The sequence below is a fragment of the Microbulbifer sp. YPW1 genome, assembly GCF_013367775.1.
GTDB lineage: Bacteria > Pseudomonadota > Gammaproteobacteria > Pseudomonadales > Cellvibrionaceae > Microbulbifer.
On record NZ_CP055157.1, the window covers coordinates 4,141,217 to 4,165,506 of the forward strand.

Annotated in this window: 25 protein-coding genes; 9 read left to right on the top strand and 16 right to left on the bottom strand. The window is 58.5% G+C overall.

Annotated elements, in window-relative coordinates:
- Positions 1–47: 47 nt before the first annotated feature.
- From HUW35_RS16860 to HUW35_RS16910, 11 genes are all read right to left on the bottom strand, one after another.
- On the bottom strand, positions 48–1,217 hold the full coding sequence (locus HUW35_RS16860; RefSeq protein WP_181253367.1) for an aromatic ring-hydroxylating dioxygenase subunit alpha: 1,170 nt from the start codon (positions 1,215–1,217) through the stop codon (positions 48–50).
- 93 nt (positions 1,218–1,310) lie between these two features.
- Complete coding sequence (locus tag HUW35_RS16865) at positions 1,311–2,426, bottom strand: CaiB/BaiF CoA-transferase family protein (RefSeq protein ID WP_181253368.1); 1,116 nt, start codon at positions 2,424–2,426, stop codon at positions 1,311–1,313.
- A gap of 40 nt (positions 2,427–2,466) precedes the next feature.
- Positions 2,467–3,660 (bottom strand): CaiB/BaiF CoA-transferase family protein, encoded by a 1,194-nt coding sequence (locus HUW35_RS16870; protein ID WP_181253370.1) that lies wholly within the window; start codon positions 3,658–3,660, stop codon positions 2,467–2,469.
- Positions 3,660–4,832: an acyl-CoA dehydrogenase family protein gene (locus tag HUW35_RS16875; RefSeq protein WP_181253372.1), complete on the bottom strand. Its 1,173-nt coding sequence runs from the start codon at positions 4,830–4,832 to the stop codon at positions 3,660–3,662. The genes HUW35_RS16870 and HUW35_RS16875 overlap by 1 nt, the downstream gene beginning before the upstream one ends.
- Positions 4,833–4,860: 28 nt before the next feature.
- On the bottom strand, positions 4,861–5,379 hold the full coding sequence (locus tag HUW35_RS16880; RefSeq protein WP_181253374.1) for a MaoC family dehydratase: 519 nt from the start codon (positions 5,377–5,379) through the stop codon (positions 4,861–4,863).
- Between the two features lie 19 nt (positions 5,380–5,398).
- Positions 5,399–6,232 (bottom strand): CoA ester lyase, encoded by an 834-nt coding sequence (locus HUW35_RS16885; protein WP_181253376.1) that lies wholly within the window; start codon positions 6,230–6,232, stop codon positions 5,399–5,401.
- Positions 6,232–7,131 carry a polysaccharide deacetylase family protein gene (locus HUW35_RS16890; protein WP_181253378.1) on the bottom strand — a complete coding sequence of 300 codons (900 nt, stop codon included), beginning with the start codon at positions 7,129–7,131 and terminating at the stop codon, positions 6,232–6,234. Before HUW35_RS16890 ends, HUW35_RS16885 begins: the two co-directional genes overlap by 1 nt.
- 25 nt (positions 7,132–7,156) lie before the next feature.
- Entirely contained in the window at positions 7,157–8,011 is an 855-nt protein-coding gene (locus tag HUW35_RS16895) for an SDR family NAD(P)-dependent oxidoreductase (RefSeq protein WP_181253380.1), read from the bottom strand.
- A gap of 26 nt (positions 8,012–8,037) precedes the next feature.
- Entirely contained in the window at positions 8,038–8,349 is a 312-nt protein-coding gene (locus HUW35_RS16900) for an REDY-like protein HapK (protein ID WP_181253381.1), read from the bottom strand.
- Between the two features lie 231 nt (positions 8,350–8,580).
- On the bottom strand, positions 8,581–9,237 hold the full coding sequence (locus HUW35_RS16905; RefSeq protein ID WP_181253383.1) for a glutathione S-transferase family protein: 657 nt from the start codon (positions 9,235–9,237) through the stop codon (positions 8,581–8,583).
- Positions 9,238–9,253: 16 nt separating this feature from the next.
- The gene (locus HUW35_RS16910) at positions 9,254–9,919 is read right to left on the bottom strand and encodes a hypothetical protein (RefSeq protein ID WP_181253385.1); all 666 of its coding nucleotides are present in this window, start codon (positions 9,917–9,919) and stop codon (positions 9,254–9,256) included.
- Positions 9,920–10,137: 218 nt separating this feature from the next.
- Here HUW35_RS16910 and HUW35_RS16915 point away from each other — a divergent pair, with 218 nt between their 5' ends.
- From HUW35_RS16915 to HUW35_RS16930, 4 genes are all read left to right on the top strand, one after another.
- On the top strand, positions 10,138–10,803 hold the full coding sequence (locus HUW35_RS16915) for an isochorismatase family protein (RefSeq protein ID WP_181253387.1): 666 nt from the start codon (positions 10,138–10,140) through the stop codon (positions 10,801–10,803).
- Complete coding sequence (locus HUW35_RS16920; RefSeq protein ID WP_181253388.1) at positions 10,803–11,798, top strand: polysaccharide deacetylase family protein; 996 nt, start codon at positions 10,803–10,805, stop codon at positions 11,796–11,798. The genes HUW35_RS16915 and HUW35_RS16920 overlap by 1 nt, the downstream gene beginning before the upstream one ends.
- Positions 11,795–12,739 carry a polysaccharide deacetylase family protein gene (locus HUW35_RS16925; protein ID WP_181253389.1) on the top strand — a complete coding sequence of 315 codons (945 nt, stop codon included), beginning with the start codon at positions 11,795–11,797 and terminating at the stop codon, positions 12,737–12,739. The genes HUW35_RS16920 and HUW35_RS16925 overlap by 4 nt, the downstream gene beginning before the upstream one ends.
- Before the next feature lie 70 nt (positions 12,740–12,809).
- On the top strand, positions 12,810–13,592 hold the full coding sequence (locus HUW35_RS16930; RefSeq protein WP_181253391.1) for a GntR family transcriptional regulator: 783 nt from the start codon (positions 12,810–12,812) through the stop codon (positions 13,590–13,592).
- A gap of 6 nt (positions 13,593–13,598) precedes the next feature.
- On the opposite strand, the gene HUW35_RS16935 is transcribed toward HUW35_RS16930, so the two are convergent.
- Together HUW35_RS16935 and HUW35_RS16940 are read right to left on the bottom strand one after the other, a co-directional pair.
- Entirely contained in the window at positions 13,599–14,348 is a 750-nt protein-coding gene (locus tag HUW35_RS16935) for a hypothetical protein (protein ID WP_181253393.1), read from the bottom strand.
- Complete coding sequence (locus HUW35_RS16940) at positions 14,345–16,042, bottom strand: carbon-nitrogen hydrolase family protein (RefSeq protein ID WP_181253395.1); 1,698 nt, start codon at positions 16,040–16,042, stop codon at positions 14,345–14,347. The genes HUW35_RS16935 and HUW35_RS16940 overlap by 4 nt, the downstream gene beginning before the upstream one ends.
- Positions 16,043–16,173: 131 nt before the next feature.
- On the opposite strand from HUW35_RS16940, the gene HUW35_RS16945 reads away from it, so the two are divergent.
- Genes HUW35_RS16945 through HUW35_RS16965 form a run of 5 tightly spaced genes read left to right on the top strand, consistent with a single transcriptional unit; the run spans position 16,174 to position 21,565 of the window.
- The gene (locus HUW35_RS16945; protein WP_181253397.1) at positions 16,174–16,971 is read left to right on the top strand and encodes an SDR family oxidoreductase; all 798 of its coding nucleotides are present in this window, start codon (positions 16,174–16,176) and stop codon (positions 16,969–16,971) included.
- 51 nt (positions 16,972–17,022) lie between these two features.
- A complete protein-coding gene (locus tag HUW35_RS16950; protein ID WP_255463359.1) occupies positions 17,023–18,357 on the top strand; it encodes an MFS transporter in 1,335 nt (444 codons plus the stop codon).
- Positions 18,358–18,366: 9 nt separating this feature from the next.
- Positions 18,367–19,179 carry a hypothetical protein gene (locus HUW35_RS16955; RefSeq protein WP_181253399.1) on the top strand — a complete coding sequence of 271 codons (813 nt, stop codon included), beginning with the start codon at positions 18,367–18,369 and terminating at the stop codon, positions 19,177–19,179.
- A 33-nt stretch (positions 19,180–19,212) separates the two neighbouring features.
- Entirely contained in the window at positions 19,213–20,079 is an 867-nt protein-coding gene (locus HUW35_RS16960; RefSeq protein WP_181253401.1) for an oxaloacetate decarboxylase, read from the top strand.
- A gap of 13 nt (positions 20,080–20,092) precedes the next feature.
- Complete coding sequence (locus tag HUW35_RS16965; RefSeq protein WP_181253402.1) at positions 20,093–21,565, top strand: aldehyde dehydrogenase; 1,473 nt, start codon at positions 20,093–20,095, stop codon at positions 21,563–21,565.
- Between the two features lie 27 nt (positions 21,566–21,592).
- Here the strand turns inward: HUW35_RS16965 and HUW35_RS16970 are convergent, their stop codons facing one another.
- The 3 genes from HUW35_RS16970 to HUW35_RS16980 all read right to left on the bottom strand — a co-directional run bounded on the left by HUW35_RS16970 (position 21,593) and on the right by HUW35_RS16980 (position 24,273).
- Positions 21,593–22,039: a DUF2141 domain-containing protein gene (locus HUW35_RS16970; protein ID WP_181253404.1), complete on the bottom strand. Its 447-nt coding sequence runs from the start codon at positions 22,037–22,039 to the stop codon at positions 21,593–21,595.
- A 62-nt stretch (positions 22,040–22,101) separates the two neighbouring features.
- Positions 22,102–23,019, bottom strand: a complete 918-nt coding sequence (locus HUW35_RS16975; protein ID WP_181253405.1) for a hydroxymethylglutaryl-CoA lyase — start codon at positions 23,017–23,019, stop codon at positions 22,102–22,104.
- Positions 23,020–23,073: 54 nt separating this feature from the next.
- On the bottom strand, positions 23,074–24,273 hold the full coding sequence (locus HUW35_RS16980) for a CaiB/BaiF CoA-transferase family protein (RefSeq protein WP_181253407.1): 1,200 nt from the start codon (positions 24,271–24,273) through the stop codon (positions 23,074–23,076).
- Positions 24,274–24,290 lie beyond the last annotated feature (17 nt).

The window sequence follows — 24,290 nt, forward strand, 5'->3', positions numbered from 1 at the left end:
TTTTATTTCATCATCTTTGGACCTTTTTCAGGTCCACTGCAAAACGATCAGGTAGTCTCCGGCTCAGGCTCCACCTGTACATTCACCGGACGTCGGGTCGGCGCCACCAATGGCACCGTATCCAGTGCCCATTTGAAATGGGGATTGGTTCGACGCGCGGGAGAAGGAATGGTAAACACCTTTTCACCTTCGAAAGGCCGCATGGCTTTGGTATCGATCTTCCAGCCTTTCTCTTCGATATGCTTCCTGCGGATCATACGCCAGGCGCCCATAAACTTGTCCTGCTCCACAGACACCTCGTTCTCGAGAGACTCGGGCAGGTAGTTGGGGGAAAGTTCCGCAACAATCTCGCCATCTTCCCCAAAGACTTTGCTGGTGCGCTTCTTCGCACCCTTATCAAATATCGACCACTTGAAGAAGTTCCGCACCTGTACCGCAAACGAGCGAGTGGTGTTTTCATCTACCGGTGTATTGGCGTCAAAGATGATCATCTCCATCCAGGAGTTCACTTTGATATGCAGGCGCACACAGTGTCCCGGCAGATAGAAAGACGGCGTCACATACGTCGCTTCCTTGTCGCGACGGAAGAACTTCATCAGCCCGAAATTACCCTGCAGCTGCGGCGGATAAAGTACGTTGTCAGAAGAGCCCCAGTACTCACCGCGATCCACCTTCAGAATCTTGTTTTTATCGGCCATTTCCTTGTAGCCGAAGCCGGGGTGCACGAAGGAGGTATGCGCGATATCGATACCGTTTTCGACCACCCGATCAACCGAACCCTTCCAGTTGTATTCGACTTCAACCGGGCGCCAGTTGGCCTTGTCTTCGTACTCAGGGAACTCGGGAATCGGGTAGCGCTCTTCTTCCGGGAGATCACCAAGGAACACCCAGATCATGCCGTAACGCTCTTCCGTGGGATAAGCGTCAATACGCGCGCGCTCCGGGATCGGCGCATCCTCACCCCGCGATGGGATGAACTTTACCTTACCTTCCGCATCAAATTCCCAGCCGTGATAAGGACAGGCCACACAATCGCGCTCGGTGGTCCAGCCTTTGGACAGTGCGCCACCGCGGTGAATACACACATCACTCAGGCAGTTCACCTTGCCGCTTTTGTCGCGAAACAGAACGAAATTCTGTCCCAGCATTTTCACCCGAACGGGCTTGTCTTTTACCGCCTTGGACCACTCTGCTACATACCAAAGGTTAGTCAGCATGATTACCACCTCAGTGCGTTATTGATCTAATCTGTTTACGTTATATGGCAACAGCAAGATCACTTATTTTGTATTTATAAGTAATTTTTTCTGTCATATTTCCTGACCCGAGGCCAAAAAACTCTGATTGTGTTCACCGAGTTTCGGCAAGCAGGTATTTACCTGTGCCGGCTCGTGTAAAAACTTGATCGGCACCCCGAGATGCCGATTACCTGCGTCATCTTCAAAAACCATTTCCCGAACGCGCAGATGCTCTTCTTTCAGGGCTTCATCGAGAAGACGAACCGGCGACCAGCAGACATCCAAGCCTTCGAACCAATCGCTCCACTGAGCGAGTGTACGGCCGGCAAATTCCTTTTTCAGAAACTCAATTGCCTCTTCCTGATCGCCGGGCGGACGCTCACAGGCAGCGGCCAATTCGGGTCGACCCAAACGGGAAAAGAGGTTTTTGGCAAATTTGATTTCACTGCCACCCAGTGTCAGATGCCGCCCGTCCGCCGTACGGTAGATACGGTACATGGCATTGCCGCCCCAGGAGCGTTCCTGCTTGACGACCGGTGAGCGATTTTCCGCAAACACAGGGCCAAGCGCGTTGGGCAACCAGGCCACCAGGCTGTCCTGCATGGAGATATCCAGGTAGTCCCCGCACCCGGTTTCGTTCCGCCGCAGTAACGCCATCAGTATGCCCGAAAGCCCCATCAATGACGCGGCCATATCTGCCACCGGCATCGCGGGAGAACAGGGTTCCCCATCGGCGCCCTCATTGAGAAATACCGTTCCGGATTCAGCCTGGATACTGAGATCATGGGCGGGCTTCTGACTTTTGGGGCCGGACTGGCCAAAGGCGGAAATGGAGCAGTAAACCAGGCGGGGATTGCGCGCACTCAATGTGGCGTAGTCGAGCCCCAGACGGGCCATGGCGCCGGGGCGGAAGCCCTCGACAAACACATCGGCCTCATCAATCAGGGCCAGTAGCTGGGCCTTCTGCTCTTCATCCTTGAGATTCAGACAGAGACTCTTCTTGCCCCGATGGGTATTGCGAAACCAGACGGCCTCGCCATTTTTGCGCAAGCCGATGTTGCGGGTAGGTTCTCCGGAGGGAGGCTCGACCTTGATCACCTCCGCGCCGTGGTCCGCCATCATCATGGTCAGGTGCGGACCGGGCAGGAACAGTGAAAGGTCGACGACACGTATGCCTTGCAGCTTCATTGGGCGAATTGCCTCCGGTCAGAACAGAGTGACGCCCAACTTAGATAACCTGCCCGTTTCTCCACGCGGCAATTTCCGCCGCGGAATAACCGAGCCCGAGTAGCAGGTCCTCGCTGTCCGCACCAAGCGCTGAACAGCCAGTTCCAGTGGGCCTGTTTCCGTCAAATTTTAACGGGCTTGCGAGCAGCCTGAATTGACTATTGTCAACATGTGGCAGTGACTGCAGCATGCCGGTCTGGGCCAGCCAGGGATTCTGCATGGCCTGGGCGAAGCTGTTCACCGGGGCCAGCGGCAGACGCCCCGCAAACACACTCACCCAGTGGGTGTTCGGCTGTTTGGAGAACTCGGCATCCAGGATTTCCGTAAGCACCTCCCGGTTCTCACGGCGCAATGCGACCGTTCTGAAGCGCGCATCGTCAAGCAGGTCCACTCGCCCCAACCCTTCGGCAAGGATCTGCCAGAACTTCTCCGTCATGGCCATCACAAACACCCAGCCATCGGCACTGCGATAAATCTGGCAGGGTACCGTTGACGGATGGCCGGAACGGGGAACACGGGTGGTCTCGTGATCGCGATTCAGGTACCAGGTAGCCGGGTATGTCAGCTGGGTAGCCGCCACATCGAACAGGTTCACATCCACATCGCGACCGGCACCGCCGCGCAAAACGCCGACAAGCGTACCGAGCACGGCCATGGCAAGCGTCACCCCGCTCATGAAGTCCACCATCGACAGGCCAAAGCGTGCGGGCGGTGTGCCCGGCTCTCCGGTGAGGTCCATAAAACCCATCTCGGCCTGCATCAGATAATCGTATCCAGGCCAGGTGGCGCGATCATTGTCGCGGCCGTAGGCGGAAAGGTGCCCGCAGATGATTTCCCGCTTTACCGCGCCCAGACTGTCGTAGTCCAGACCCAGTTTTGCGGGCTGATCGCCGCGCAGGTTATTCATCACGATGTCTGCGCTCTGCACCAGTCGCTCGAAGATTTTCCGACCTTGCGCGCTCTTGAGGTCCAGCGTCAGGCTCTTCTTGCTGCGATTGAAGGTCTGGAAAAAATCGCTGTCGTTATCCCCCAGAAAATAGGGACCGGACTTTCGGGCGATATCGCCACCAGTAGCCGGGTTCTCTATTTTGATGACCTCAGCCCCCATATCCGCAAGCTGCATGGAGCCGAAAGGTCCGGCCCCGTACTGCTCCACGGCAATAACGCGGATTCCCGCCAGTGGCTTATCCTGCATTACAGATTCGCCTCGCGCGCTGCCAGCTGCTTGGCAATGATGATGCGCTGCATTTCATTGGTACCCTCACCCACGCACATCAACATGGCATCGCGATAGTAGCGTTCAATTTCATACTCAGTGGAAAATCCGTAGCCGCCAAAGATACGCATGGCTTCCTGGGCACAGAAAACACCGGCCTCACTGGCGAAATACTTGGCCATGCCCGCTTCCATATCGCAGCGCTCACCGCTGTCATACATGCGTGCGGCCTGATCTACCAGCAGTTTGGCCGCCTCAACTTTCGCTGCCATTTCGCCAAGTTTCAGCTGGATTGCCTGGTGCTGGATGATCGGCTTGCCAAAGGTTTCCCGTTCCGTGGCGTAGCGCACGGCCAGCTTCAATGCGCCCTGAGCTATACCGGCACCGCGAGCGGCAACATTGATACGACCGAGTTCCAGGCCGCCCACCGACATATGGAATCCACGGCCTTCTTCGCCACCTATCAGGTCATCAGCGGAAACGCGGAAATCCTCGAATACCACCTCCGCCGTATCAATAGCGCGATAACAGGTCTTCTTGATCTTGTTGATAGTGATACCCGGCAACAGGTTACCGGCATCATCTTTGGTGCGGATGGCAAACAGCGACATGCCGCGATGTCGGGGCTCTGCATTGGGATTGGTTTTGACCAGCAGGCCGAGACAATTGCCATTGACCGCGTTGGTGATCCACATCTTGCTGCCATTGATCACGTAGCTGTCGCCATCGCGTTTTGCCACGCAGCGGATCGCCTGCAAATCGGAACCGGCATTGGGTTCAGTCAATGCGATACCGCCGCGCAATGCGCCCTCAGCCATCAGTGGCAGAAAGCGCTGCTTCTGCTCTTCGGTGCCAAAGCGCTCCACTGCAGCGGCCATGATCAGGTGGGAATTGAAAATGCCACCCGGGGCCATCCACACCGCAGAGATTTTCTGCACAATACGTGCATAGGTGCTGGCGGAAAGCGCCAGTCCGCCATAGCTTTCACCGATGGTGGCACCAAACAGCCCCAGGGACTTCATGGTTTCCACCAGCTCGTGGGGATACTCGTCGGCGAGATCCTTTTCCCGCGCGATCGGCGCAACATCGTTGGCCACAAAGCGGTCTATGGTATCGAGGATCGCGGCCTCATCTTCTGCAGTCCAGCTCATTACTGTCTCCTGTTACTGCTCGCCTGGATCAATAGTTCACCTTGTCTTCCATTTCCGACCCGCGCTTCCACACCAGGACCTTGCGCAGAAAGGAACATACTTCGGTGCCATCCTGCTTGGTGCCACGTGTGCGCACGGTGACGATGCCCTGGTTGGGACGCGACTTGGATTCCCGCATGTCCAAAACCTCAGACTCGGCGTACAGGGTATCCCCCACAAACAGCGGCGCGGTCATGCGGATATCGTCCCACCCCAGGTTGGCGATCGCTTTCTGGCTGATATCCGTCACACTCATACCGACCATCAGGGCCACAGTGAACGGACTGCACACCAACGGCTTGCCGAACTCGGTGCCCTCCGCGTATACCTTGTCGAAGTGCGCGGGATGGGTATTCATAGTCAACAGGGTGAACCAGGTGTTATCGGTTTCGGTGATGGTCCGCCCCGGTCGATGCTCATAGGTATCGCCCACTTTGAAATCTTCAAAGAAACGTCCAAAGGTCTCACGGTAGCGGTTTTCACCAACCTGCTTTACTTCTCCAGCCATAGCAATTTTCCACTGCGGTTTACACAAATTCTTTTTCAGTATTTCCACGGGCAATCAGCCTGCGCGCGCTGTCCACGATGGGCTGATCCACCATGCGGCCGTTCACCACCACGGCGCCGCCACGGGCCTGCTCAAAGGCATCGACAATATCCCGGGCCTGGCGCAGGGCCTCGGCGGTTGGGGCAAAACCCCGATGAATCCCGTTAATCTGCGCGGGGTGAATGGCGGCCTTGGCGGCATAGCCCAGCGCGGCGACACGGCGCGTTTCAGCCTCCAGCCCCTGGGAGTCCCGCACATCCAGGAACGGCACATCAATTAGCGGCAGGCGGTAGGCAGCGGCAATCACAGCCATCTGCGAACGCGCCCACAACAGAGGCTCCCAAGCGAATTCCGCGCCCAGCTGTGCGGCGAAATCACCGCCGCCAAACATCACCGCATCGAGGGTGCTATCGCGGCAGATCGCTTCCATAGCCAGCAGTCCCGATGCACTTTCCACTAGTGCGATCCACCCCACGGGCTGGCCCAGCAAGGTTGCCGCGGTGGCGACATCGCCAGCGCTTTCGGTTTTCGCCAACATCAATCTCGCGGGCAATCGGGCTTTGGAAAGCGCGTATAGATCTGCCCTACCCTCATCACTTTCTGCAGCGCTGACGCGAATCACAATGCGCTGAAGCAGAGACGGATCACATCCTTCGAGAAAGTCGCACACCAGGCTGCGTGCATCCGCTTTCTGCGCCACTGGCACAGCATCTTCCAGATCAATGCACACCAGGTCGGCATCGCTGTCCAGTGCCTTCTCAAACCTATCGGGACGGTGCCCGGGAACGAACAACAGGCTGCGTGCGTTAAACATCAGAAGCGCTCCCAGCCGCGCAATGGTTCGCGCACCTGACTTTGCGGCACCTTCTCTGCAAAGGCGTCGGCGATACTCGCGCGCGTGGTAAACCAGACACCGTCCTGGGCGGCGGCGTAACGCAGGAATTCATCCAGCGCACCGATCCTTCCCGGGCGACCGATAATGCGCAGGTGCAGGCCCAGCGACATCATGCGCGTCCGGCTTGCGCCCTCGGCCAACAGCGTATCCAGTGTGCGGCAGGCGTAATCAAGCCAGGCCTGCGGGGTCAGCGATGGCGCTGTCCAGAATTTCATATCGTTGGAGTCGATTGCGTACGGCAGCACCAGCATGGGTTTATCCGATCCCTGCACCGGGGCCCAGAAGGGCTCATCTGCACTGTAGTCGTCCATGTGGTAATCAAAGCCCTCCTCCTGCAACAATCGGCGTGTATTGTCCGTATGCAGGTAGCGGCTGAGCCAGCCACGGGGGCGCTGCCCGGTGGTTTGCTTGATCGACGCAATGGCATCGCGGATAAATTTCCGCTCTTGCTCTTCGTTCATGGAGAACTGGTGTTGCCAGCGATAACCGTGGCTGCACACTTCGTGCTCACCCTCGGCAATAAAGCGTGCGATCTGCGGAGCCCGCTCCAGGGCCACTGCTGCCGCGCAGAAAGTGGCCGGTACCTGATAGCGTTCCAGCAACGCCTGAATACGCGGCCAGCCTTCGCGAATCCCGTATTCATAATTGCTTTCGTTGGCGTGGGCGCGAATCGGCTTGCGCGGCGCCACACCCAGCTCGTCCACGGGCTCCGGGCCGCGATCCCCGTCGAGCAGTGTGCTCTCGGAGCCCTCTTCCACATTCACCACAATCGAGAGTGCAAGCCGGGCATCTCCCGGCCAGTTAACGCTTTTCCTCATGCCCGGTATTACTCCGTTTACTGGCTCAGTGATATTCCTCACCGCCCGAGACATTCATCGCCTCGCCGGTGATGTAAGACGCTTCATCGGAACAGAGAAAGGCGCAGGCCTTGGCGGTATCGTCCTGCAATCCCGGGCGCCCGAGCGGAATACGCGCACGCATGTCTTCCATATACCGATCGTGGCCCTTACCGGTTACCTCGGAAAAGTGCGCGTTCTGCCAGGCTCCCAGGCCCGTGGTCACGTGGTTCGGGCAGATGGTATTGACGGTGATACCCGCAGGCCCCAGCTCCTGTGCTGCAGAGCGGGTCAGGCCGATGAGCCCGTGCTTGGATGCGGTATAAGCAGATGCATGGGCAAAACCGGATTTGGATGCCTGGCTGCCGATGTTGATGATGCGGCCACCGCGCCCCTGGCGCAGCATGATCTCGGCGGCGTACTTGATACCGAGGAAGGCACCGCGGAGGTTGACCCCCAACACCGCATCCCACTTATCAACGCCCATGTCCACGACCGGATCCATCAGGTAACCGATTCCGGCATTGTTGACCCAGATATCCAGGCTACCGAAATGCCCGAGGGCGAATTCCGCCGCAGCCTGGACCTCCTGCGCATCGAGTACATTGCAGGCAACCGTGGCAACATCGCCACCGGCTGCGCGGATTTCCGCGGCGATCTCTTCCATCTCGGCAGATGTACCCACTGCCTGCTCCGGCAGGTTCTCGCCAGCGGCGTGACCGATATCGGTCAGCACTACTTTTACGCCTTCCTGTGCCAGGCGTTTCGCCATGGCTTCTCCCAATCCCTTGCGTCGCCCGGCGCCGGTGATCACCGCCACCTTGCCAGCCAGCTCCGGATACTTGCCCTGCACTTCTGTCATGCTGCGCCTCCTTGAAACGGGTCTGGTTAGATGGCTTCGGTCAGCATGAATTGCGGGTTATCCGCAAACTGCTGAAACTCCGACGCAACCTTTTGCATGGTCTCGCTGGACACATCCGCACCCAACTGCTGCATATCCTTCACCACCAGCAACTCGACGTACTGGTATGGCGCCGGCGCCTCCACGCCCAGGAGACCGGTGGTACGCAGTACGGAAAAATCGTCGATGGAGTTCAGCTTGCGCACGGTAGGAAGGTCGGTGGTCTTCGCCCACTCCTCGTAGTCAGAAGGGCTAACGCCCGGCTTGAGGTTGAACAGCACAACAATAGTGGTAGTCACGATAGCGCCTCCGCCTGATGGTCATTGATGTAGCCATCCTATTCTTGAGCTAATGTTATGTCAATATAACATTTAACGCGACACGTACATCCTGGAGTTCAACGAGAGACCGGTTACTGCGGGCATACACGCAGACGGCTGAAGAAGGGAAGGAATCCGAAAGGGGGAAACGCAGCCGTGTGCGCCCGAGAGCGCACCGGCGTTGAGAGAACAGGGAAGAAAACGGGAGCGTCAGGCCTTGGCGGCAAGCCCCTCGACAAAAGCGTGGTAGGCAGTGCGCACCTCCTGCAACACGTCCCGCACTGGAGCAAAGCTGTTGACCCAGGCCCACCAGGCCCCGAGACCGGGAAACTCTTCCAGCGGCTCCGCCATCTCCACCAGCGGCGCCAGCTCCTGCAAGTACAGCATCGTGGGCGCCAGAGCGATATCCCCCAGGTTCAGCGGACGCTCGCCACCACCAAAACTGGCCAGCAACCGCTCGCCTTTGAGCAGCTCGGCACGCAGGCTTTGGGCGATCTCCGCAGTATCACCTGCAGCCCCGATGGCAACACGGAACAGAGGGAAAAGCGCATTTGTTGCAAGATGAAGGTCGGCGTATCGGCCCAGCATACGCATCTGCGCACGGCCCAGCGCACTCTCCGGAACCAGTGAACCGCCGTTTGCGATCCCCGCCTCAGAAAGGTACTCCATGATCGCCCAACTCTCGGCAATGGCTTCTCCGCCGGAAAGCTCCAGCACCGGCACCTTACCCAGAGGAAAACGCTGCATAAACGCCTCGGTACGCAGCGGTACTGGCGGCGGCAGAATTTCCAGCGGCAGCCCCTCAAGACGGGCCTGGATTCGGACCCGCGCGGCATACGGGGAATGAGGAAGGCTAAACAGTTTCAAGGGCTCTCTCCCACAGTCAGTAAATCAGGTGCAGTCCGTAAGCCGCATTGGCCAACAGCCCCACCCAGATGGCGTAGACAAACGGGCGACAGGACGCGATGGAACTGCGAATGGATCGATTCACAGAATCACTTTCGTCACCGGACATCAATTTCCCCCAGGCCGCACCAAACGATTTCAGCCTCACCCGGATCATCAGCCCGCACAACACCAGCAGCGCAAAGATTCCGAGCTTGATGGCCAGCCAGTCCGACGGGAAGATGACGTTGCTGATCAGCGCGTAGACTGCCAGCGACAGCAACAGGACGATAATACCTACACGAAAGTAGAAATCGAACCGGGTCAGCGCCGGCACAAACGACTTTCCATGGGCGAAATGCAAGGTTGCCACCATGAGCAGCCACCCCAGGGAAAAGGCCCACGCCAGCCACAGCCATCCCGCGGCCACCGTGAACTGTCCGCTCATATGTGCCATCTGCAATCCCAGCGGCAGTATCAATGGCATACAAAAACGTGGCCCCTGGTCACACCCCATCATGATCGTGAGCGCGGTATTGCGCGCCTGCGGCGAAAGGTCGGAACGGGTCACATAGCGACTTGCATAAAAGGTGCCGAGATCTCCCCCCAGCCAGTAGACAAAGCACAGATTGTGCAGGAGCTTTACAAACAGATACGTACTCATGCTGGTTAATTCTTATCAGTTGAGGTAACAATATCGAACAGACGGTATTGCGTTAACGATACCGGCAAAAGGCGCCCAACGCACCGACCACGAAATCACCCGAAGTGGTCGGAAGCAAAAGCCGCGCTGGAGCCACATTGCCGCATTAGTTATATTGATATACCATTAGAACAACAAATACAATAGCAAGCACCGCCAGTCATTGCTCGGGAGCCCCAATGGAAACAACAACAAAAACAGCCAAAGAACTCTACCTGGAAATCAAAGCCAATCCGGCGCGCAAGCGGTTTGGATTCGGCCGCAAGGCCGTACTGGTCAATATCGACCCGCAAAAGGCCTACACCCGTACCGATCTGTTCAAAACTGCCTACGAGACCGACCCCAACCAGCTGCACTATGTCAACGAGCTGGCCAAGGGCTTCCGCGCCCGGGGCTGGCCGGTGGTTTGGACCCATGTCGCGTACATGGATTCCGGGGAGGATGCCGGTATCTGGGGAACCCGCACCGATACACCGGACTCCCTCCAGAACATCAAGTTTGACTCCACCCGCAGCGAGTTCGACGATCGCCTGGAGATCGACCGCAAACGCGATGTCATTTACTGCAAGAAAATGCCCAGTGCATTTTTTGAAACCCAGTTGCAATCCCTGCTGGTCTGGCATCAGGTGGACACGGTCATTCTGACCGGTGGTTCTACTTCCGGCTGCATCCGCGCGACAGCCGTGGACAGCCTCTCCCGGGGCTACCGAACCATCGTTCCCGAGGAGTGCGTGGCCGATAAGCACGAAAGCTACCACTACGCCAACCTGACCGATCTGTCACTGAAATATGCCGACGTCGTCGATGTGGCCGAAGTCTTCCAGTGGCTGGAGCGAGGCGAATAATGACTGCGGATACCCCCCAGAAACCCGACCCCGGTTTCTACGACTACTGGCCCTATCACCAGCGCCCCAAGCTGACCTGGCCAAACGGTGCCAAAGTGGCTTTCTGGGTCGCGCCCAATATCGAGTTTTACGAACTGAACCCGCCGGCCAACCCCCACCGCAAAGCCTGGCCACAGCCGAGCCCGGCGGTGCCGGGATACAGTATTCGCGATTACGGCAACCGCGTCGGCCACATGCGCCAGATGGCATTGCTGGACAAATACGGCGTGCGCGGCTCCATCTCCCTGTCCACCGCCCTGTGCGACCACCATCCGGAAATCATTGAGCTGTGTCGCGAGCGCCAGTGGGAGTTTTTCAGTCACGGGATTTACAACACGCGCTACACCTACGGCATGTCTGCCGAACAGGAGCGCAGCATGATCCGCGACTCCATGGAAACCATTTATCGCCATACCGGGCAGAAGTGTGCCGGCTATCTCGCGCCGGCACTGTCTCACTCGGAAGAGACCCTGGACCTGTTTGCGGAGGTGGGCACCGAGCTGTTCGGCAATGACGCCGGGTTTTATACCTGCGACCTGTTCCACGATGACCAACCCACTCCCATCAACCTGCGCAGCGGTAAGCGCTTTGTTTCGGTGCCCTACTCGCTGGAGATGAACGACACCATCGCCTACGTGGTGAACAAGGTCGAGCCGCGCCGCTACGGACAGATGCTGAAAGAGAATTTCGACCGGCTTTACCAGGAGGGGGCAGAGAGCGGCACCGTAATGTGCATCCCCACCCATAACTACCAGGTGAGCTGCCCGCATCGAATGCGCGCGTTCGAAGAAGCGCTGGAATACATTACCGGCCACTCCGATGTCTGGGTGACCACCGGCCGTGAAATCGCCGAATACTATCTCCAACACTATTACGATGCCGCGCGTGCGGATATTCAAACAAAGAGCCAAAGCACCCAGAGGGAACCGGCCAGCCCGGAGGTAAGCTGCCCATGAGCAAACAGAAAGGCCTGGGGGCCGAACATCTGGAATATCCGCAACGCCACTACGGCATGGATCACGACCACTATCCATGGCAGATGCTCACGCAGCGGCAACCGGTACAGTGGGCCGAGGGAAAGCTCGCCCTTTGGGTGAATGTCAGCCTGCAGTTTTTCCCGCTCAACCAGCGTGGCAAACCCTTTCCACCACCCGGCGGCATGACCATGCCCTACCCGGATTTACGCCACTTTTCCCTGCGGGACTATGGCAACCGGGTGGGCATCTATCGCATTTTGCGTGCGCTGGACCGGTACGGCGTGCGCCCGACGTTTGCGGTCAACGGGGAGCTCGCACAGCGCACCCCGTACCTGATGCACATGCTGCGCGAACGCGGCGACGAGATCATTGCACACGGCTGGAACATGGACTGCCCCCACTACGGCGGCCAGCCCCTCGATGAAGAAAAAAACCTGATGGGTAAAACCCTGGACGCCCTGCGAAAGGAAAGCGGACAAGCCGTTACCGGCTGGCTGAGTCCCGGCAAGGTTCACAGTGAAAATACACCAGCCCTGCTTGCAGAAAGTGGGGTCGAGTACTTCTGTGACTGGGTCAATGACGATATGCCCTACCGCTTCCACACCGGCAGTGGAGACCTCTGGGCCATGCCGCTGTCCACCGAGCTGGAGGACCAGTTCATCCTGCGCAACAACCTCCATTCGGAAACGTCCTACGCGGAGCAGATAGAAGATGCCTGTCGATTCCTGCTCGCGGAGGCGCGCCAGCAGGGAGGACGGATCCTCGCGCTCAACGTCCATCCGTGGATGCTGGGGCAACCGCACCGGATCAAATATTTCGAGCGCGTGCTGGAGTTCATCACCGCACAGCACGATGTGTTCAGCGCACCTGCGAGCACACTGCTACAACAGTGTTCACAGCCGGAACTCGAGCCCGCATAAAGTGCCACTGGCATTTGACATAGAATGATATATCATTATGCGCTTTCGACCGGGCGAAGGACACAATGCTATGGATGCGGTAAAAACACTGTTCAGTAAACAGCAGCTGGAATCACTGACAGAAGAGTCGCACGCGCCACTCTACTATCAACTGTATGCCCTGCTGAAAAATGCCATTCTGAACGGCACGCTCGAGCGCGGCGATCAGATGCCGACCGAGTTACAACTTGCTGAAGCTTTCGGTGTTTCCCGCATCACCGCCAAGCGCGCCATGGATGAGCTGGCGGGAGAGAGCCTGGTGGAGCGACGCCGCGGCAAAGGTACTCACGTTATTTATGAGTACAAGCAGCAGCCGGTAAAGGCTCCGCTGGTAGGCATGCTGCAGGAAATCGAAAGTATGGCGCGGCACTCCGACGTGGATGTCCGCTCCTGCGAGATGTTGCAACCACCGGCAGAAATTCGCGAGGAACTCGGCCTCGGCACAGGCGAGACTGCGCTACTGCTGGAACGTACCCGTTCCCGCGACGGTGCCCCCTTCGGTTACTACGTGAGCTGGACGGCAGGGTTGACCCGCAAGGTATCTGCCAAACAATTTGCCAAAACGCCGCGACTGGAAATTTTCCGCAAGCAGGGCCTGCAAATCACCCACGTCACCCAGACTCTCAGCGCCGAGGCGGCCACCAGTGAAAGCGCACGCGAACTGGCGACCACAGTGGGGGCACCGTTACTCAGCCTGACCCGCCGCTCTTACAGCAAGGTGGACGGCAAAGAGCAACTGGTGGATCTCCTTCATGTGCTCTACCACCCCGACCGCTTCAAATACCAGATGGATCTGAAGGCAGACGAAATCTGATTCCGGTCAGGTAACAGTACCTACCGTTGAGGGTGAGGAAGCAATGGCGTGTGGCCAGAGCTGCTCACCCGGCCAAATCCCCTCCAGTTTTTTCAGACGGACAGTCCATTCACTGCTCCCCTGCCGCCAGCAGTACTCCCGCAAAAGCCCCTGTCGCAAGCGATAAATCACACCGTCTTCATAGCGACCGCCCGAGTATTCGAAACAGTCCAGTGACTCGCCAGCGTACTCACCGGCTTCAGTGTTTAGATAGCGCACACGACGCCCGGAGAACTCAGGTGTAAATATTTTTTCGGTCTGTGCAGGCTCCCGGATCCAGGGAACCAAAATACGTGCCTCGCCGCCGTCCTGTGCCATCATTTTTCCCAGTAACTGCCCCGCAAAAATACGCAGCAGCGGGAAATACAGCGCCCCCGTAATCGCAATACTTCTAGACGGGCTTCCGGCACTGCGAAAACGGTAGACGCCATCGTTATGGCACCCTTCCCCGGCACGGTAGCAAGCCATAGCGACACACGCCTTACGCCCAACATCAAGCCAGCGCAACACACAGCGCTTGATCTCCCCACCAGCCACCTCAGCATGCGCGGATATCACCACCGACAGGGCCGGTATCTCGCGCTGACTGCTAAGCCGGAACCCGCCGGCCTTGCGAGACAGCGCCCAGGATTCACTAATCGGCACAGGCACACCATCGCACAGGTATTCATATTCCCCCCGGGCCAGCACATCACCTTCCCCGCCGCAACGATTCAAAGCGTCGCTTCCTCTGTCACCAGCAGGCGTGCGGTAGATTGGTGCGCGCGACTGCGCAGCAGGTGCGTATTAGCGGAGATCATTTTGTTGGCGGCTGCCTGCGGATGCAGGCTCCCGATGGTGACTTCGCCGGCTTGCAAAGTGACCAGCGGCTTGTTGATATTGCCATCGAAGCGGCGCTCCGGCCACGGTGTCATCAGGGTAAATTCCCGCTCCAGACTGGCAAGCATTCCCCCCCTACCACCGAGAGCCGAGGAAGCCAGGCAGACGCGATTTTCCGCAGCGCGCGCGGAAAACAGTAACGGTAAATCACGCAGGCGTCCTGCGCGACCCGCAGCCTCTGGCGACAGTGGCGCCAGTAAACAGTGCGCCCCTGCAAGGGCCGCCATACGCGCCAGCTCCGGATAAAGACTGTCGTTACCCACCAGGATCGCCACGCGTCCCCAGGACAAATCCACCACCTGAAGCTCGCGGCCCGCCGGTCGCAACCCGAGCGGACATCGATGAATCTGCGGCTGCGCCATTCGGCGGCCACCACCATCCAGTAACACCCCGGTATGCTGCCAGCCATTTTCCCCCCGCTCGATAATAGTGGTGCATACCTGGATGTCCTTTTCCCGGCAGACTTCCACGATTTGCGCTTCCGCTTCACGGCACAGTGCCGCTGTCAGGGCCCAGTCGTGCGCAGCGCTGCGCACCGGGAATATCGCGGGCAGCAAAGCCAGCTCGACGGTTTGCGGTAGCGCACGCAACAGGTCTGTCGCACGAACAATCGCCCCAAGCCCCTCGCCCTCAGGGTCCAGCAGGGCAACCTCAATGTACTGGGCGGCATCAGAAGCGGGATCACAGGCCTGCCCTGCGAGCGGCTCGTAGAGCGACGGTCTGCGGCGAGCCAAAGCCCCCAGGCTCAACTGTTGACGCTCACCGCGTTCGGGCAGGTCTGCATATACCACTGCCTCCTGACCGCGCGCACTCGCTGCCAACGCATTGCCGTCGGGCCCGACCACCTGACTCTCGCCTGCCCCGTACAGCAATGCCTCAGGGATCGCCGTCATTACACTCACTGATGGAATCTCCTCGGCGGGAACCAGCGGCCCCACCTTGTTGGCCGCCACCAGGAACAGGCGATTTTCAGCAGCCCGGGCCCGCACATGCAGGCTGGCTTCGTCGAAAGCAAAAGAATTGAGGGAATTGCACAGCAGGTCGGCCCCCGCCAGTGCCAGGCGTCGCGAAGGTTCAAAGCTGATGCCATCGCGGCAGGCAATAAAGCCGATTTTTCCGAGCTCCGTATCCACTAGCCCACCTGCACGGGTAGCCGGGACAAAAAAGTCATTTTCATGCCCCATCAGACTCTGCTTGTCCGCTTCACCAAGCAGGCTCCCATCGGGACCGTACAGCAGAGAGGTGACGGTAATTGCGGGAGCCTCTCGTCGCAGGGAAACGTTGATCAGTATGTAGCAGCGATAGCGCTGTGCGCGCTCGGCAATAGCGCTTAGAAAATCACCTTCCAGAGTAACGGCGCAGTCCCACGCCTGCTCCTGGTCTCGATACCACGAAATGTGATTACAGAATTCCGGCAACACCATCAGGCGCGCACCTCCTGCAGCGGCGACATCGATCATACGCAAACAGGTGTTGAGGTTGTCGGTGATATCCGTACCCGTCGCGAACTGCAATGCAGCAACCCTTGGCATAGTTTCCCCCATTCGATGATTGCGTAAAGGAACCGCGATATTTACTATCAACCCAACAATTGTACTATTGTTATATCTTTATTACACTAGCGAAAACACACCCCTCCACTACGGCATCGGGAACCCGCAATATGGCAAACATCGTCATCACTGGCAGTACCAAGGGTATCGGTTTCGGCCTGGCCAAGGCCTTCCTCGCAACCGGTCACAAAGTTGTTATCAGCGGTCGCAGCGAAAAGAGCGTGCGCGATGCCCTGGAGCGCCTGCAAACACCGGCCTGCAAGTGTCAGGGGTTCGCCTGTGACACCAGTGACCCAGAACAGGTAAACGCTTTGTGGCAGTTTGCACACACATCCCTCGGCAGCGTGGATATCTGGGTCAACAATGCAGGCCTTGCGCGAACTGGCTGGTCAATCCTGGATATTCCCCAGGAAGAAATTTCGGCAATGGTCCACACCAATCTGATGGGAACCATCAACGGTTGTCGTGTAGCGGCAACCGGCATGCAGCAACAGGGGCACGGCAAGATTTTCAATATGCTTGGCGGCGGCAGCGACGGGGAATATTTTCCGGGAATGGGCATTTACGGTAGTACCAAGCGCGGGCTGGACTATTTTACCGATGCCCTCGCCAAGGAGCTGAAACCCAGTGGCATACTGGTGGGGAAAATACGCCCGGGAATGGTCGTCACCGAAGCGATCATCCGGGAAGCCAAGGCCAATCCGGAGCGGTTTGCCCGCTCGCGGAAATTTATGAACAACCTGGTGGATCAGGTAGATACCGTTGCGGCCTATCTGGCCGGGAAAATACTCGACTGCAACAAGAGTGGTGAAAAGATCCGCTGGCTGACCGGTGGGAAAATGGCCGCACGCATGTTGGTAGGCATGGTACGCAAGCGCGAAGACCAGTTCGCGCGGCACGGACTGTAACCGGCAAAAATAACACTCGGGCAGCATCCCGCACACATGAGGCAATCGACGATGGCTCAACCGCACTGGCTTGGTATCCAACTAGCGTCGGGGGTTTCCCGCGGCAACTTTGCCACCTACTTGTTTGCTGTATTCATTTCCTCGGGGTATGCCGGCGCACTCTCGGTACTACAGCCCGGGCTGTTACATGTCATGGGGATCGCGGCAGATACCCAGGCCATGCTCACCGGTTATCTGGGGGCGCTGCAAGAGCTGGTATTCATTCTTTTGCTCGGCGCCGCAGGTGCGCTTTCCGATCGCATTGGCCGCCGCCCGGTTTACGTTTTTGGCCTGGCCGTTACCGGTATCGGCTTCACGCTGTACCCCCACGCCAGTTCCATTACACAGCTTGTCGTGTTCCGCCTGCTCGTAGCGGTCGGTAGTGCGGCCATGATCGGCATGATGGTGACAGTGGTAGCGGACTACGCTGCCGAGCGCTCCCGCGGGCGCGCCAACGGGCAACAGGCGTTGGCAGCCACCCTCGGCGCCTTTATCCCGCCGGTGCTCGCAAGCTTGCCGAAAGTATTCAGCAGCCAGGGATTGGATGAACTCGCCGCGCAGCAGTGGACCTTTGCGGTGGGCGGTGCGCTGGGCATGGTTGCCGCAGCTGTGGTCCTTGCGGGTCTGGCTCCGAAAGTTGTACAAGCAACGACCACAGCACGGGAGTCCTTCAAAAACACAATACTCGGTGGTCTGCGGGCTGCGCGTGATCCCCAAACTGCTCTTTCTTACGGCGCGGCGTTTATATCCCGCGGCGACCTCGCTGTGACCGGCGCGTTCATCTCTTTATGGCTGGTGCAATACGGCACCCGCGAACTGGGACTCACCGCCAGCGAGGCGATGTTCCAGCTGGCGGTACCGCGGGTACTGGCAACCGTAGCCGGCGCCCTGCTCGGCTCCCTGATCATGGGACGCATCGCCGATCGCACCTCCCGCGTGACCGCTGTGGCCATGGCCTCGGGGCTCGCCGCCGCAGTGTACAGCGCCGTGTTCCTGATTTCCGACCCTTCCGCAGACTGGGTAATCGGCCTGCTATTTGTCATGGGTATTGCCGAGATCAGCGCCTTTGTCAGCAGCCAGGCCCTGGTTGGCCAACAAGCACCGGAAGCATACCGCGGGGCAACCATTGGCTTCTTCGGCGTTGCCGGCGCCTTCGGGATTCTGTTGGGCACCTCTGGCGGCGGTGTGCTGTTTGCAAAAATTTCTCCAAGTGCCCCTTTTGTACTATTCGGTGCACTCAATTTTGCGGTATTTGTATGGAGCATGTGGCTTCGCAAAAGACTGAACAATAAAACAGCGGAACCTGCCCAGGCTCCCGCATCAGCAATATCAACCAGCCAAATATGAGTTATTGATATGGAAAACGCACAAAATCTCACCAAAGAATTCGCCGCGCATCTGGGCGGTGATACGCATATCGATACCAGTGACATTTTCAACACAGTCATGGCGACCCGCGACGCCATCTGGGAAATGATCCAGAACAGCCTGTCATTAAAAGAGGACCTGCGCTGCCAGGACCTGCACAATTTTGACGATCTGAACGGTGAACATGTCGGCCGCGTACGCACCTTCACCGGTGATGCCTCACCGGTGGACTGGGTGATTCACTCCAATATCGGCACACCGCAGAAAACGTTCACCAATATTCACCTGACAATCTATATGGATGACAGCGTGGATATTCCCCATCTGGGAATGGCCTTCGGCACCCTGCCCGATGCGTTTTTCTACATTGACCCCATGCCGCGCTATGAGCCGCTGTCCTACCCGGACTATCTGCAGAAATACCTCGCGCCGCTCAACAGCATTTACATGGAACTGCAGAACGATCTGTTCGAGGCCGGCGTCAAGCCATTCAACGCCGCCATGCCGTTTATCCGCTCATCCCTGTCCCCGGTAGCGCTGGCCGGTGTCGTGCCGCTGGATTTCTATCGTGAAAAGGTAGAACCAAAGATTTTTGCCTATGTTGAGCACTGGCTGGGCCTGGTGCACGCAGCCAAGCCGGTTGAGTCCGCAGAAGTACGTGCGCAGTTGAAACAACGGGACCAGCTGATCCGCCGCAATATCGTACACCTCGACCCGGCCAACCCGATCGCCGAACGTCTCGTCGGCAAACCCCTGGCCGACCGCCTGGTGCGCATTCTGTGTGCAGAAGAGCGTTCTTGATGCAATTTTTTCCACCACGGCGGGACCTGCATAATGCCTGATACGCTGCCCCAATTACTCGCAAGCGGCACCGTGCTCTCGGTGCCAGGCATCTACGATGGACTCAGCGCCCGGCTGGTGGAGCTGGCGGGCTTTGAGGCTGCCTTCCTGTCCGGTGCCTGCCTGTCGTTTGCACGCTTCGGGCGCCCGGATATGGGACTGGTCAGTGCGTCAGAGGTGGCGGACACCGTAGCCGTCATCCGCGAGCGCACGGAGCTGCCACTGATCGTGGATATGGACACCGGCTTCGGCAATGCGCTCAATGTAAAGCGCACCGTTGCTACGTTTGAGCGCGCCGGCGCATCCGCTCTGCAGATGGAAGACCAGCTGATGCCCAAACGCTGCGGGCACATGCAGGGCAAACAGGTGATCAGCTGTGGAGAAATGGTCGGCAAGATTCACGCCGCCCTGGATGCACGGCGCAGCACCAAAACGCTAATTTTCGCGCGTACCGACGCCCTTGGCGTCAACGGCTTTGACGACGCGCTGGAAAGGGCCGAACGCTATCTGGAAGCCGGCGCTGATGCCATCTTCATCGAGGCGCCCAAAACCGTGGAACAGATGCGGGCCATCGGCGAGCAGCTCGGCGGGCGCACGCCACTGATTCACAATCTGGTCGAGGGGGGAAACTCTCCAGTACAGACCCTGGAAGAGTTGCGCGCGCTGAACTATCGCATCGCCCTTTACCCCGCCTCCCTGCTGCACCTGTTCATTCCGGCTGCACAGGACATGCTGGCGGAACTGCGCCACAGCGGGCACCTGCAGGCCAGGCGCAAGCAGATGATCGATCTGGCGGCCGTGAACAATCTCCTTGGCGCCGATGAACTGCTGGCAGCCAGCGAAGAATACCAATACGAATAAACGGTACCGATTTATGAACCGTGACTACTCATTGCCCGAGCTCACCAATTACATCGACGGTGTATTCAGCGCGCCCACCACAAGCCGCGGATATTACCTGTGCGATGCCAATTCCGGCGAACCCCTGCAGGAGCGGCGTAACAGCGACGCTGGCCAGGTGTCGAATGCTCTGGAAGCGGCAGACCGGATCCACGCCGAAGCCACATGGGAAGAAACGCCAGCCCATGAACGCGCTACAGTTCTGGAAAACATCGCGGAAGAGCTCAGCGGTGAGACTTATGCGGACACCATCAGTACCGCCGATAGCCTTACCTCCGGCGCCATCATCCGCACCACACGCAAAATGGCCAAAATTCTCCCGATGGTATTTCGGGGCGCTGCAGCCTATCTGCGCGAAGGACACCTGGAGCAAAAGGTACCCGGCCCCTGTGGTGAAGTGGAGTATCTGCGACGCCCCTGGGGGCCTGCCCTGCTGATCGCTCCCTGGAATGGCCCCACTGCCATCGCCTCCCACAAGATTGCCAGCGCCCTGGCAGCGGGTGCTCCCTGTATTCTGAAGCCATCGGAATTTACCCCCCACTCCGCAGTGATGATGGCACGGGCCGCGCATCGCGCCGGCCTACCCGCAGGCGCATTTCAGCTGGTACTGGGGGATCGAACAGTGGGCGCAACCATGGTGGAGGATCCGCGCATCAAAGCGGTGTCGTTCACTGGAGGACTGGCCGGCGGTCGCGCTATTGCCCGCGCCTGTGCCGACGACTTTATTCCCACGCAACTGGAACTCGGCGGCAACAATCAGCTGGTGGTATTTGAAGATGCGGACCTGGATAAGGCCGCAACCGGCATCGCCTACGGCCTCACCAACCTCAATGGTCAGTGGTGCCGCGCACTGGGGCGACTGCTGGTGCATGAATCCGTAAAGGACGCCCTGCTCGACAAGGTGCTGAGCCTGCTATCCAGCTTGCGCCTCGGCCACTCTCTCGACGAACAAAGCGATATGGGGCCACTGGTGCACCGCGGCCACTTCGAGCAGGTACAGGCCGACATTGAGCGGCTACAGGCGAAAGGCGGACAACTGCTTTGCTCCACCCCGCTGCCGGACCTGAAAGGCAATTTTATTGCCCCGACCCTGGTGGATGGGTGCCAGCCAGCGGATACCCGCGAGGAAATATTCGGCCCCGTGGCAGCGGTACACACCTTCCGTAACGACGAGGAAGCCCTGGCGCTGGCAAACGGTACCGACCTGGGACTGGCGGGCTATGTGTACAGCGAAAATACCGAGCGCGCCTTCGCCTTCGCCCGGCGCATGCGCACGGGTGGTGTGAAGATTAACGGCTACAGCCTGCTGAGTATTGGCCAGGGCACCCCGCGCGGTGCCTGGGGCCTGTCAGGGCTCGGAGAGGAAGGTCATGCCCAGTCGATCGAGTTCTTTACCGGAGCACGGGTAATCGGCATATCGCCACAGGATGCACTCGGGGGACGCTGAGGCGTCTCCCCTGGTACGCCGCTGGATTTAATCGACCAGCGAGATCTCTTCCAGCTGCTGAGGCTGTGCAATCTGAATCACCGCCTTGGAAAATTTCGGTGGACCGAAGCGGGGAACATGGCCATTGGAGAGGCCCACCGGCTCCTTCGGAATGCCGATAAAGTTGCGATCCATTTCGCCATTGGCGTTGTTGTCATGATGCACACTAATGGCGTATTGACCGTACGGCAGGCTCAGGTCCACGGCAAGTTTTCCATCCGCGAGACTCTCAAGCCCCACCTCCTGCGCGTAGAACTTGGTCTCACCGAGAAACGTATCTTTTGAGTCGTATACAGCGATATACAGTTTCCCGACCTGGGACTGGATATTCGAAACGGTCAGTTTGATATTCGCCGTTTCGGCACTGGCAAGCACCGGCCCGCAGGTGAACACCACAAGTACAGCACGGAAAAAACGCAGTATTGGATCATTCATCGGTCAGCTCTCCTTTCAGGCCGAAACAGCGCCATTTTTGTTGGTACGTACATCCGGTGTACTCAGATGAGCGGCGACTCTTTTTCAAGCTGCAAGCGACGCCAGGTATCCGCGCGGCCACCGGTGGTGACACCCAGCATCTCACCCACCAGCTGGCCTGCCGCCATCAGTGCGGGCAGATCAATTCCGGTATCGAACCCCATCTGCTCGAGCAACATCACCACATCTTCACTGGCTACGTTACCCGTGGCCCCAGGGGCAAACGGGCAACCGCCGATACCGCCAATAGAACTATCGAATTTGCGGATGCCCGACTCGAGCGCCGCATACACATTCGCCAGGCCAAACGCACGGGTATCATGGAAATGACAGGCCAGCTTTCCAGCGCCGTACTCCTGTGCCAACGCGCCCATCAATCGCCCCACTGCCCTCGGGTTCGCAGCACCGATCGTATCGGCAATGTTCACATCGTCCGCCCCCATGGCGAACAAGCGCCCCGCCAGGTCCAGCACCCGGCCCGGTTCGGTCGCCCCCTCAAAGGGACAACACCATGCTACCGCAATGCAGGCCACCACGCGCACGCCGTCGGTTCTGGCGGCGGCGCAAATTTCCTGTGCCTGCGCCAGTGATTCCTCAATCGACATGCGCACGTTGCGCTGGTTCATGGTTTCGCTGGCGCATACCACCAGCACAACGGTGCCGGCACCCGCATCGCGTGCCAGTGTGTATCCTTTGAGGTTGGGAATGAGCACCTGAAAGTCCACCCCGGCATCCGCCGACAAACCGGCGAGCACCGCATCGGTGCCAGCCATTGCCGGCACTGCCTTTGGCGACACAAAAGCGCCCGCCTCCACCGATCGCACACCTGCCTTGAGCAGTCCGCGAATCAGTTGTACGCGCTGGTCCACAGACAGTACTCGGGTTTGATTCTGCAGCCCGTCGCGCGGGCCCACATCATTGATCAGTATCTTTTCACGCATACCGTAATCCCTATCTTGCGCCCGTTACCTGCGCACGTTAAAAGCCGTTTACCATCACGCCGCGTCGCCGCCTTGCTTGAGCGCCTCGATATCTGCGGATGTATAACCGCAGAGCTCACTTAGAACCTGATCGGTATGCTGACCAATATGCGGCGCCGGCGAGAAGGAATCCTCGTGGGTGCGGGACAGTTTGATAGGATTCCCCGGAGCCTTGGTGGTCTTCCCGTTCGGGTGGGCAATATCCACCACCATGTTGCGGTGCAGCACCTGCGGATCGCGCAGCGCTTGCTCCAGATTGTTGATCGGCGCACAGGGAATACGCTGGGCTTCAAGCTGTGCCAGCCAGGCATCAGTGGTGTCGGTGGCGAAAACCTCCGCCAGCTTGCTGTCGATAAGGTCCTTGTCCGCGAACCGCCCGGGCTGTCCGTCGTACTTGGGATCATCAAACTCCGGCACATTCACTACCGGCTTCAGGTTCTGCCAGAAGTTGTCGGTAATCACCGCAATGATGATGAAACCATCGGAAGTCGCGTAGCTGTTGTAAGGCACATGCACAAAGTGCGCGTTGCCGATGGGGTACGGGTTTTTACCACTGAGGAAATGCATGGTCGCCATGTAGTTCAGCATGGAAATCTGGCAGTCAACCATGGAGATATCGACGTGCTGGCCGCGATTGCTGGTGGCGCGCTCGGCAATCGCCGCGAGAATCCCCATCACCGCAAACATGCCACCGCCAAGGTCCCCGATGGGAATACCCGCACGCACCGGGTTGGAGGGGTCGTCACCGGTAATCGACATACCACCGCCGTATGCCTGGGCCACCTGATCGAATGCCGGGCGCTTGGCACCGGGGCCATCTGAACCGAAGCCGGAAACACAGCAGGTAATAATGCGCGGGTTGATCTCACTCAATGTGTCGTAATCAATGCCCAGGCGCTCGGGAACACCGGGGCCAAAATTGCTGATCACCACATCCGCCTGTTTTACCAGATCGTAAAATACCTGCTGGCCGCGCTCGCTTTTCAGGTTGAGTGCCACACTGCGCTTGTTGCGGTTGAGGGTCAGGTAATAGGCACCGAAGCCATCAATGGAGTTCTCCGGATCATTCGCAAGTAACTTGCGAGTGCCCTCTCCGGCCAGCGGTTCGACCTTGATCAGATCTGCCCCCAGGTCAGCGAGAATCATCGCCCCATAGGGCCCGGACAACATATGGGTAAGGTCCAGTATTCGAATGCCATTCAGCGCCTTGTTCATTGGCCACTCCTTCCTAA

Coding starts and splice junctions, on each gene's coding strand:
- HUW35_RS16975 (WP_181253405.1), bottom strand. CDS start 23,019: ATGCGTGAAAAGATACTGATCAATGATGTGGGCCCGCGCGACGGGCTG.
- HUW35_RS16955 (WP_181253399.1), top strand. CDS start 18,367: ATGGAAAACGCACAAAATCTCACCAAAGAATTCGCCGCGCATCTGGGC.
- HUW35_RS16940 (WP_181253395.1), bottom strand. CDS start 16,042: ATGCCAAGGGTTGCTGCATTGCAGTTCGCGACGGGTACGGATATCACC.
- HUW35_RS16965 (WP_181253402.1), top strand. CDS start 20,093: ATGAACCGTGACTACTCATTGCCCGAGCTCACCAATTACATCGACGGT.
- HUW35_RS16910 (WP_181253385.1), bottom strand. CDS start 9,919: ATGAGTACGTATCTGTTTGTAAAGCTCCTGCACAATCTGTGCTTTGTC.
- HUW35_RS16860 (WP_181253367.1), bottom strand. CDS start 1,217: ATGCTGACTAACCTTTGGTATGTAGCAGAGTGGTCCAAGGCGGTAAAA.
- HUW35_RS16970 (WP_181253404.1), bottom strand. CDS start 22,039: ATGAATGATCCAATACTGCGTTTTTTCCGTGCTGTACTTGTGGTGTTC.
- HUW35_RS16870 (WP_181253370.1), bottom strand. CDS start 3,660: ATGCAGGATAAGCCACTGGCGGGAATCCGCGTTATTGCCGTGGAGCAG.
- HUW35_RS16885 (WP_181253376.1), bottom strand. CDS start 6,232: ATGTTTAACGCACGCAGCCTGTTGTTCGTTCCCGGGCACCGTCCCGAT.
- HUW35_RS16960 (WP_181253401.1), top strand. CDS start 19,213: ATGCCTGATACGCTGCCCCAATTACTCGCAAGCGGCACCGTGCTCTCG.
- HUW35_RS16980 (WP_181253407.1), bottom strand. CDS start 24,273: ATGAACAAGGCGCTGAATGGCATTCGAATACTGGACCTTACCCATATG.
- HUW35_RS16930 (WP_181253391.1), top strand. CDS start 12,810: ATGGATGCGGTAAAAACACTGTTCAGTAAACAGCAGCTGGAATCACTG.
- HUW35_RS16925 (WP_181253389.1), top strand. CDS start 11,795: ATGAGCAAACAGAAAGGCCTGGGGGCCGAACATCTGGAATATCCGCAA.
- HUW35_RS16880 (WP_181253374.1), bottom strand. CDS start 5,379: ATGGCTGGAGAAGTAAAGCAGGTTGGTGAAAACCGCTACCGTGAGACC.
- HUW35_RS16915 (WP_181253387.1), top strand. CDS start 10,138: ATGGAAACAACAACAAAAACAGCCAAAGAACTCTACCTGGAAATCAAA.
- HUW35_RS16865 (WP_181253368.1), bottom strand. CDS start 2,426: ATGAAGCTGCAAGGCATACGTGTCGTCGACCTTTCACTGTTCCTGCCC.
- HUW35_RS16890 (WP_181253378.1), bottom strand. CDS start 7,131: ATGAGGAAAAGCGTTAACTGGCCGGGAGATGCCCGGCTTGCACTCTCG.
- HUW35_RS16895 (WP_181253380.1), bottom strand. CDS start 8,011: ATGACAGAAGTGCAGGGCAAGTATCCGGAGCTGGCTGGCAAGGTGGCG.
- HUW35_RS16875 (WP_181253372.1), bottom strand. CDS start 4,832: ATGAGCTGGACTGCAGAAGATGAGGCCGCGATCCTCGATACCATAGAC.
- HUW35_RS16945 (WP_181253397.1), top strand. CDS start 16,174: ATGGCAAACATCGTCATCACTGGCAGTACCAAGGGTATCGGTTTCGGC.
- HUW35_RS16950 (WP_255463359.1), top strand. CDS start 17,023: ATGGCTCAACCGCACTGGCTTGGTATCCAACTAGCGTCGGGGGTTTCC.
- HUW35_RS16920 (WP_181253388.1), top strand. CDS start 10,803: ATGACTGCGGATACCCCCCAGAAACCCGACCCCGGTTTCTACGACTAC.